The organism is uncultured Maricaulis sp. (genome assembly GCF_947259345.1).
GTDB lineage: Bacteria > Pseudomonadota > Alphaproteobacteria > Caulobacterales > Maricaulaceae > Maricaulis.
Genome location: NZ_CAMYLS010000025.1, coordinates 1 through 7,102, shown reverse-complemented (window position 1 = coordinate 7,102; position 7,102 = coordinate 1). Strand labels below are relative to the sequence as shown.

Sequence of the window (7,102 nt, the reverse complement as noted above, 5' to 3'; positions counted from 1 at the left end):
CGGGCAGTTGGGTGATGGTAGTCTTTGACATGTGGCATATCCTTTTCTCACCAGAGAATTGACGGCGTCTGAACACCGCCATGATATGCCGCCCCTCAGGGCATCACCAACTTTCGCGCGTTTCCCCTTTCTCTGTGACGCGGGGGCTCTCCAAGCTGGTCATGCGCCACAAGTTGGGCTTGGAAGCCTGGACGCAGCAATGATGGAAACCTCTCCTGACAGCTAGCTGTTCCGCATGTCTCTCTAGCTGATAAAAAACTCGTGTGGCGTCCATATGCGCGGTTTCGCCCAGCCGTTCGCCCCGCATATTGGTCGACAAAAGATGATCGCCACGGCTCATCGGCGGGCCGGTCGCCAAGCGCCGATTAAGACCCGGGGACTACCCCATCCCGCGCCGGATCGGCTCCTTCTGGATTGGCGCAGAAACACGACTACGAAACCCACCGGCTGGTGAGCCGCCGTTTTGCGGCGTGACAGACCGGGGACCGCGGCGGCACAAGATGTTATCTCCGGGGCGGGAGAAAAGCCCGCGGGGAAGCGGCTGGCCACCGAGAAAAGGCATCGTGTAGATACGGGTCTGAAAGCGAAGGGCCTTCCTCCGCAAGACGGGGGGAAGGAGCGGGGGCCGGCTATTGTCTTCGCCCTCGACATTGATGCCGGTGCTGTCGATCAGCAGGCGCAACGGCCCTCTGGAGCCGTGATACGGGATGTTCACGGCAAGCGTCTTCTGGCGGCGAGACAGCGTGCTGAAGTCGGGCACCGACCAGTCAAGGCCGACCAGGCGCAACAGGCTCTCGACGAACCCGGTCGTCTGCCGCAGCGCCATGCCGAACAACACCTTCATTGTCAGGCAAGTCTGGATGGCGGTATCGCTGTAGGTCTGTCTGCTGGCGGCCGCGCCTGCCTCTCGGCGCGGCATCCCATGTCATCTCGGGGTCGAACCAGATCGTCAGCGAGCCACGGCGCTTGAGCGCTTCATTGTAGGCTGACCAGTTCCTGGTCTTGTAAGCCGGGGGTCTGGGTTTTCTCATGCAGCCAAGCTACCATGCTGGATTCACAACATGAATCCAGCACGGGATTTGTGCAACAGAGCCCTGTGAAAGCGTTCTGTCATGCACCGCACATTGCTTATCGCCGCTTCGAAATGGGCGAATCTCGCATAGAGAAGATCAGGACAGCACAGCGAGCGCCATTTGATGCAGTGCGACGCTTGCTGCTGCAATGACATGACCATCAGAATCCAGCCCGAGCGCCTTGCCATCCCAGTCGGTGATGACGCCTCCCGCACCTTCGATCACGGGAACGAGCGCCATGTAGTCGTAGGGATGCAGATTCATTTCGAGAACGAGATCGACGTGACCGGCAGCCAGCAGCCCGTAAGCGTAGCAGTCTCCCCCGAAGCGTCGCATTGCGACCTTTTGCGACAGCAGGTCGAACTTGGCGCGGCCCGCCACATCGAACGTGTCAGGTGTCGTGGTGTAAAGTGTGGCGTCGGCCAGGCGGGTCTGACCGCTCGCGCTGCAGGGCCTGCCGCTCAGCGTCGTCCGGAGGCCGCGCTGCCCCAGCCAGCGTTCCCCGGTCGCCGGTATCGAGATGACGCCGAGCTCAGGTTGGCCAACAGAAAGGCAGGCGATCAGTGTCCCGAAGGTGGGCATGCCGGTGACGAAGCTCTTCGTCCCGTCGATCGGATCGAGAACCCACACATGATCCGCGTCCAAACGCGCGTCTTCGTGCTCTTCGCCCAGAATTCCGTGGGCCGGGAACCGGCCGGCGATCCTTTCGCGCATGGTGGCCTCAATCTCGCGGTCGGCCTGGGTGACCGGCGAGAGATCAGCCTTGCGCTCCACGTCCAGGGGTTTGCGGAAATAGCTCATCGCCATCGCGTCCGTCACGTCGGCGAGCGCGCCGGCGAAGTTTGCCAACATATTCGCCTCACACGAGGGCGTGGAACTCTGCATGATTTTTCCTCATCCGCGGGGGCCGGCACGAAACGGCGCGCCGCTACCAAAATTTATCGTAGACAAAACGCACAAAAGTGCAAGACTACACAAATATACCCACGCTCGCTTCATCGGGCGCGGCAATTAGAACGGGTCTCGCAGAGGACCCGCACCGATCCAGGTAGGCACTGGCTCGGGACCGCACTGACCAACAAGGAGAGATGACAATGATGACCTGGACAAGACTCACAGTGGCTTCGCTGGTGGCCTTCGGCCTCGCGGCGTCCGCTTCCGCAGACGAGATCACCGTCTATACCGCGCTCGAAGAAGAAGAAATCGCGGCCTATCTCGATGCCGCGCAGAAGGCGATGCCAGACACGGAGATCAACCTGCTGCGCCTGTCGACGGGCAAGCTGGGCGCGCGCCTGCTGGCCGAGGCTGGCAATCCGCAGGCTGACGTGATCTGGGGCTGGGCCGTCAGCGCGATGATGGATCCGCAGGTTCTCGAGATGCTGGAACCCTACGCGGCCGCGGGCGTGGACGTCCTGCCCGCCACCTTCCGTGGCGAAGACGGCAAGTGGTTCGCGCCAATAGGCTACATGGGCGCCTTCTGCGTCAACACCGCCCGACTCGAGGAAAAGGGCCTTCCGATGCCGTCCAGCTGGAAGGATCTGGAGGACCCCGCTTTCAAGGGCGAGATCCTGATGCCCGACCCGAACTCCTCCGGCACCGGCTACCTGCACGTGAACGCCGTGCTGCAGAGCATGGGCGAAGAGGCGGGCTGGGCGCAGCTCGAGGCCGTCGATCCGAACATGGCGCAGTATACCTCGTCGGGCTCCAAGCCCTGCAAGTCGGCGCGTGTCGGCGAATACACCGTCGGGATCTCGCTGGCGTTTACCGCGATGCAGTCGATCGAGGAGGGCTACCCGCTCGCCATGGTCTTCCCCGAGGGCGGTGTAGGCTATGAACTTGAAGCCTCCGGCCTGATGGCCAGTTCCGACAACAAGGAAGCTGCCAAGGCCTTCCTCGACTGGACGATGTCGGAGGAAGCAATCGGCCTCTACCAGCAGTATAAGGCGCTGATCACCGTGCCGGGGGTCGACGCGTCCCAGGCGGCAAGGGATGCGGGCCTGCCGGCAGACATCTCGACGATTCTCGCGAAGATCGACTTCGTCGAGGCTGCTGAGAACCAGACTGCGGTCAAGCAGACCTGGAAGGAAAAGTTCGGCCGCTGACAAAACCCCGGTCGGCAAACGCCGCCGGTCAAAGCGCGGGTCTCGCCCGGGACCCGCGCCATTTGCGAAAAAGACAAGATCACCATGTATCTCACCGTCCGCGAAGCCACCAAAAACTACGGATCCTTCACGGCTCTCAACCGCGTCTCGATCGAGATTGACGAAGGAGAGTTCGTCTGCCTTCTGGGACCTTCGGGCTGCGGGAAAACCACGCTGTTGCGGCTGATCGCAGGGCTCTCCGATCTGGACGAAGGCGAGATCCTGCTGGAAGGCGCGGCCTTGTCGGACCTGCCCGCGCGAAAGCGGGGCTTCGGCATCGTTTTCCAGTCCTACTCGCTCTTTCCGAACATGACGGTGGCCGAGAACATCGGATATGGGCTCAAGATCCGCAGCACACCACGGCCTGAGATTTCTCGGCGGGTGACGGATTTACTCAACTTGGTGAAGCTGCCGCAACTGGCCGACAGTTTTCCCGGGCAACTATCGGGCGGCCAACAGCAGCGGATCGCGCTCGCCCGCGCCATCGCCGTTGACCCCCGGGTGCTGCTCCTGGATGAGCCCCTCTCCGCTCTGGACGCCAAGGTCCGGGCCGAGCTGCGAGGCGAAATCCGTCATGTCCAGCGCTCGCTCGGTATCCCCACCTTGATGGTGACCCATGATCAGGAAGAAGCGCTGGCCCTTGCCGACAAGATCATCTGCATGAATCACGGCGTGGTGGTGCAGGCCGGCACGCCCGAGGATCTCTACAACCGGCCCCGGACACGCTTCGTCGCCGAGTTCATGGGTATTAGCAACCTTCTTCCCGCCGACGCGGTGGGGCGGGCGTTTCCCGATCTCGCGGCGACACGGCCGCAGGGCAGTGCGGATGACCATATCGCCTGTATCCGGCCCGAGCAGATCGGCGTGACCCCCGACCCGGACGGGAACGCCTCCGTCCGCGGTATCAGCTTTCTGGGCAACCTGCGGCGCCTGGAGGTCGAAAGCCCTGCAGGTCCGCTGGTGGTCGAGACGCATGGCGCCAAGCCCTGCCGTGAAGGCGACCGTGTGACGCTCCAAGTCGCGCCGGACGCCTGTACCTGGGTCGCCGACGACAGCACCCGCGCACCGGCCGAGGCGCAGGCATGACCACCGCGGAGACATCAATGCCTGCCGCCCGCCGGCGGCCGGACAGAGATCGGCTCCTGACTTGGGTGTGTGTCGGTCTGCCCCTGCTCGGCCTCATACTGTTCTTCCTCTACCCGATGGTGATCGTCTTCCTGCGCTCACTGACGGTGGAGGACGGCTACGGCCTGGCGAACTACACACGGGTCCTCGGCTCCAGCGGGTTCTGGCGCGCGACCTGGCATTCACTGCTCATGGGTGGCACCACAACGGTGCTCAGCGTGTTTCTCGGGTTCATCATTGCGCATGGGCTCCATCGCTGCGCCTTCCAGGGGAAATGGCTGGTCCGTGGCGTGATCGTTCTGCCGCTGCTCGCGCCCTCGCTGGTGCAAGCCCTCGGCTTGATTTTTCTTCTGGGGCGCAACGGGGTCGTGAGCCGCGCGCTCGGCATAGAGATCGAGATCTACGGCTTCTGGGGCCTGCTGATCGCGAACACGTTATATGCCCTCCCGCAGGCGGTGATGATCATCGGCGCGGCACTGGTTCTGCTGGATGCGAGAACCTATGAGGCAGCGGAAGTCATGGGCGCCTCGCCCTCGCGCCAATTCCGAGATCTCACGCTGCCGGCCGCTAGGTTTGGTATCCTGAATGCCGCTTTCGTGTGCTTCACCATCACGATCACCGACTTCGGCAATGCGGCCGTGATCGGCGGCGACTACTCGGTCTTGGCGACAGAGATCTATTCGCAGGTGGTCGGCCAGCGGAACTTCAACATGGGCGCGGTCGTGGGCATCATGCTCCTGCTGCCCACGGTGATCTCCTACGCGATTGAACGCCAGGCAATGAAACGGCAGCAGACAGGGCAGACGACCGGCGAGGTCCGCTACCGGCCGAGCTTTGCACCGCTGCGCGACAGTGTCATGGCGGGGCTTTCGCTGCTGATCTGCTCGGGCATCGTTGCCGTTATCGGCATCGTCGTCTATGCGAGCTTCGTCACGTTGTGGCCCTACAACATGGCGCTGTCGCCCAAGCACTACGACATTACCCTGGCAGGGGGCTACTCGTCGCTCTGGATGACCATCGTGATCTCGGTGATGGCGGCGACAGGCGGGACGCTTGCCGTCTTCCTCCTCGGCCTGGGGCTGCGCCGCGTGCCCCGCGCCGCAGCCCAGCCGATTCAGGTTCTGGCCGCCATGCCTGCGGCAGTACCGGGGATGGTGCTTGGGCTCGCATACATTCTGACGTTCAACTCGACGGCGACACCGCTCTACCTGCTCTACGGCACTGCGGTGCTGATCGCGATCGTGAACTTCTACCACTACCACACGCAGGGCTTCCTGACCCTGATGACCGGCTTTCGGCAGCTCCCGCCCGCGCTAGAAGAAGCGGCGGGCAGCCTGGGCGCGGGGCTTGGGCGGACAGCGATCGACATAGTTGCGCCCTTCATCGCGCCAATGCTCGTCTCGGTGTTCTTCTTCCTGTTCATGCGCTCCATGGTGACGCTTTCGGCGGTCGTCTTTCTGACGACCCCGGACCTGAGCGTCGCAGCCGTCACCATCATGCGGCTCGACGACGCCGGCTTGACCTCCCAGGCGGCGGCTTTCTCCACCTGCGTGATGGCGATCGTCTGCCTGGCCCTGCTGAGCATGAAGGCTACATTGGCGCTGATCTCGCGGCGGAACCGGGCGAAGGGAGGGGCCTGAATGTGGGCGAAGGAACGCCACCAGCGGATCCTGTCCATGCTGGCTGCGAAACAGCAGGTGAGCGCCAACGACCTTGCGGAGATGCTCAAAGTTTCGCGTGAGACGGTGCGTCGAGACTTGGTAGACCTCGAGGAAACGGGACAAGTCAACAGGGTCCACGGCGGCGCGATCCTGCCGGAGCCAAGATCCGAGCAACCGTTCAGGAAGCGGATTTCGGCCCAGCTGCGCGCGAAGTCAGAGATAGCGCGGAAGGCGGCTGGATTGATCCAGCCGGGGCAGACGATCCTTGTCGACGCAGGCACGACGACGGCCATCTTCGCCCGAGAACTCGCAAAGCTTTCAGGCGTATCGGTGATCACCAATTCGCTGGACGTGGCGACGACGCTTCAGGGGGCGAGCCGCGAGGTCTTGCTGCTCGGGGGGCGGATGGCCGCAGACGTTCCCGCCACGGTGGGGGAGCTTACCCTGTCCGAGATCCGACGTTTTAGCGCGGACTTATGCTTCTCTGCGCCGGTCGCAGTACATCCTACCAAGGGCGCGTTCTTCTACGACCTGCAGGAAGCCGAGATCGCCATCGCAATGGCGGAACAGGCGCCGCGATCCATCCTTTTGGCCGACCACAGCAAGCTGGGCGAGACCAGCCGTGTCCGATCCTGGGAGCCAGGAGAAATCGATGTGCTGGTGACCAACCGAGCCGTGACGTCAGAGAATCTCGTGGCGTTTCGCCAGGCCGGCGTTCAAGTCGCAACCATGGACCATCACAGGCATTCTGCGTAAGTCTGAGGGAGCGTCCGCAAGAGCTTTTGGATTCATTTGCGGCATCCTGGTGCGTGGCACCGAGGCAGAGTCGAAAACTGAATACCTTATGTGTCTTATCCCTGCTATGAATGCCCCGTCGCCGTTCCCGGCCAGGACCGGCGACGGGGTAGGATACAGCGCTGAACACCTTGTGGCATGACCACGTTCTCTAGCAGGCTGATCCCGCCTCTCTTCACCGTCTCGAACAGTTGACGGCGGCCCATTTCCGGGACCGCGAAGCATAAGAAAGAGAGAGTGACATGATAGCAGCAACAACCGTGGTCGGGATAGATGTGTCCCGCGACTGGCTGGACGGGTTTGGTTT

5 protein-coding genes and 1 pseudogene are annotated in these 7,102 nt (G+C 62.7%); 4 read left to right on the top strand and 2 right to left on the bottom strand.

Translation table 11 applies throughout. The features are described 5' to 3' along the window. Nucleotides 1–637: 637 nt before the first annotated feature. Nucleotides 638–1,031: pseudogene (locus Q0X62_RS11390) on the bottom strand (IS5 family transposase); the annotation flags it as partial. Between the two features lie 138 nt (nt 1,032–1,169). Next, nucleotides 1,170–1,958, bottom strand: coding sequence for a histidinol-phosphatase (gene hisN, locus Q0X62_RS11385; RefSeq protein WP_297735667.1), 789 nt, complete (start codon nt 1,956–1,958; stop codon nt 1,170–1,172). A 209-nt stretch (nt 1,959–2,167) separates the two neighbouring features. Here hisN and Q0X62_RS11380 point away from each other — a divergent pair, with 209 nt between their 5' ends. From Q0X62_RS11380 to Q0X62_RS11365, 4 genes are all read left to right on the top strand, one after another. Further along, nucleotides 2,168–3,175, top strand: a complete 1,008-nt coding sequence (locus Q0X62_RS11380) for an ABC transporter substrate-binding protein (RefSeq protein ID WP_297735664.1) — start codon at nt 2,168–2,170, stop codon at nt 3,173–3,175. Between the two features lie 84 nt (nt 3,176–3,259). After that, nucleotides 3,260–4,300 (top strand): ABC transporter ATP-binding protein, encoded by a 1,041-nt coding sequence (locus Q0X62_RS11375; RefSeq protein ID WP_297735661.1) that lies wholly within the window; start codon nt 3,260–3,262, stop codon nt 4,298–4,300. Nucleotides 4,301–4,317: 17 nt separating this feature from the next. Continuing rightward, complete coding sequence (locus Q0X62_RS11370) at nt 4,318–5,979, top strand: ABC transporter permease subunit (RefSeq protein ID WP_297735658.1); 1,662 nt, start codon at nt 4,318–4,320, stop codon at nt 5,977–5,979. Beyond that, nucleotides 5,980–6,756: a DeoR/GlpR family DNA-binding transcription regulator gene (locus Q0X62_RS11365; RefSeq protein WP_297735655.1), complete on the top strand. Its 777-nt coding sequence runs from the start codon at nt 5,980–5,982 to the stop codon at nt 6,754–6,756. It abuts the gene before it with no gap. Nucleotides 6,757–7,102 lie beyond the last annotated feature (346 nt).

Excerpts from the sequence above, each read along its gene's own strand:
- hisN (WP_297735667.1), bottom strand. The coding sequence starts at position 1,958 with ATGCAGAGTTCCACGCCCTCGTGTGAGGCGAATATGTTGGCAAACTTC.
- Q0X62_RS11380 (WP_297735664.1), top strand. The coding sequence starts at position 2,168 with ATGATGACCTGGACAAGACTCACAGTGGCTTCGCTGGTGGCCTTCGGC.
- Q0X62_RS11375 (WP_297735661.1), top strand. The coding sequence starts at position 3,260 with ATGTATCTCACCGTCCGCGAAGCCACCAAAAACTACGGATCCTTCACG.
- Q0X62_RS11370 (WP_297735658.1), top strand. The coding sequence starts at position 4,318 with ATGCCTGCCGCCCGCCGGCGGCCGGACAGAGATCGGCTCCTGACTTGG.
- Q0X62_RS11365 (WP_297735655.1), top strand. The coding sequence starts at position 5,980 with ATGTGGGCGAAGGAACGCCACCAGCGGATCCTGTCCATGCTGGCTGCG.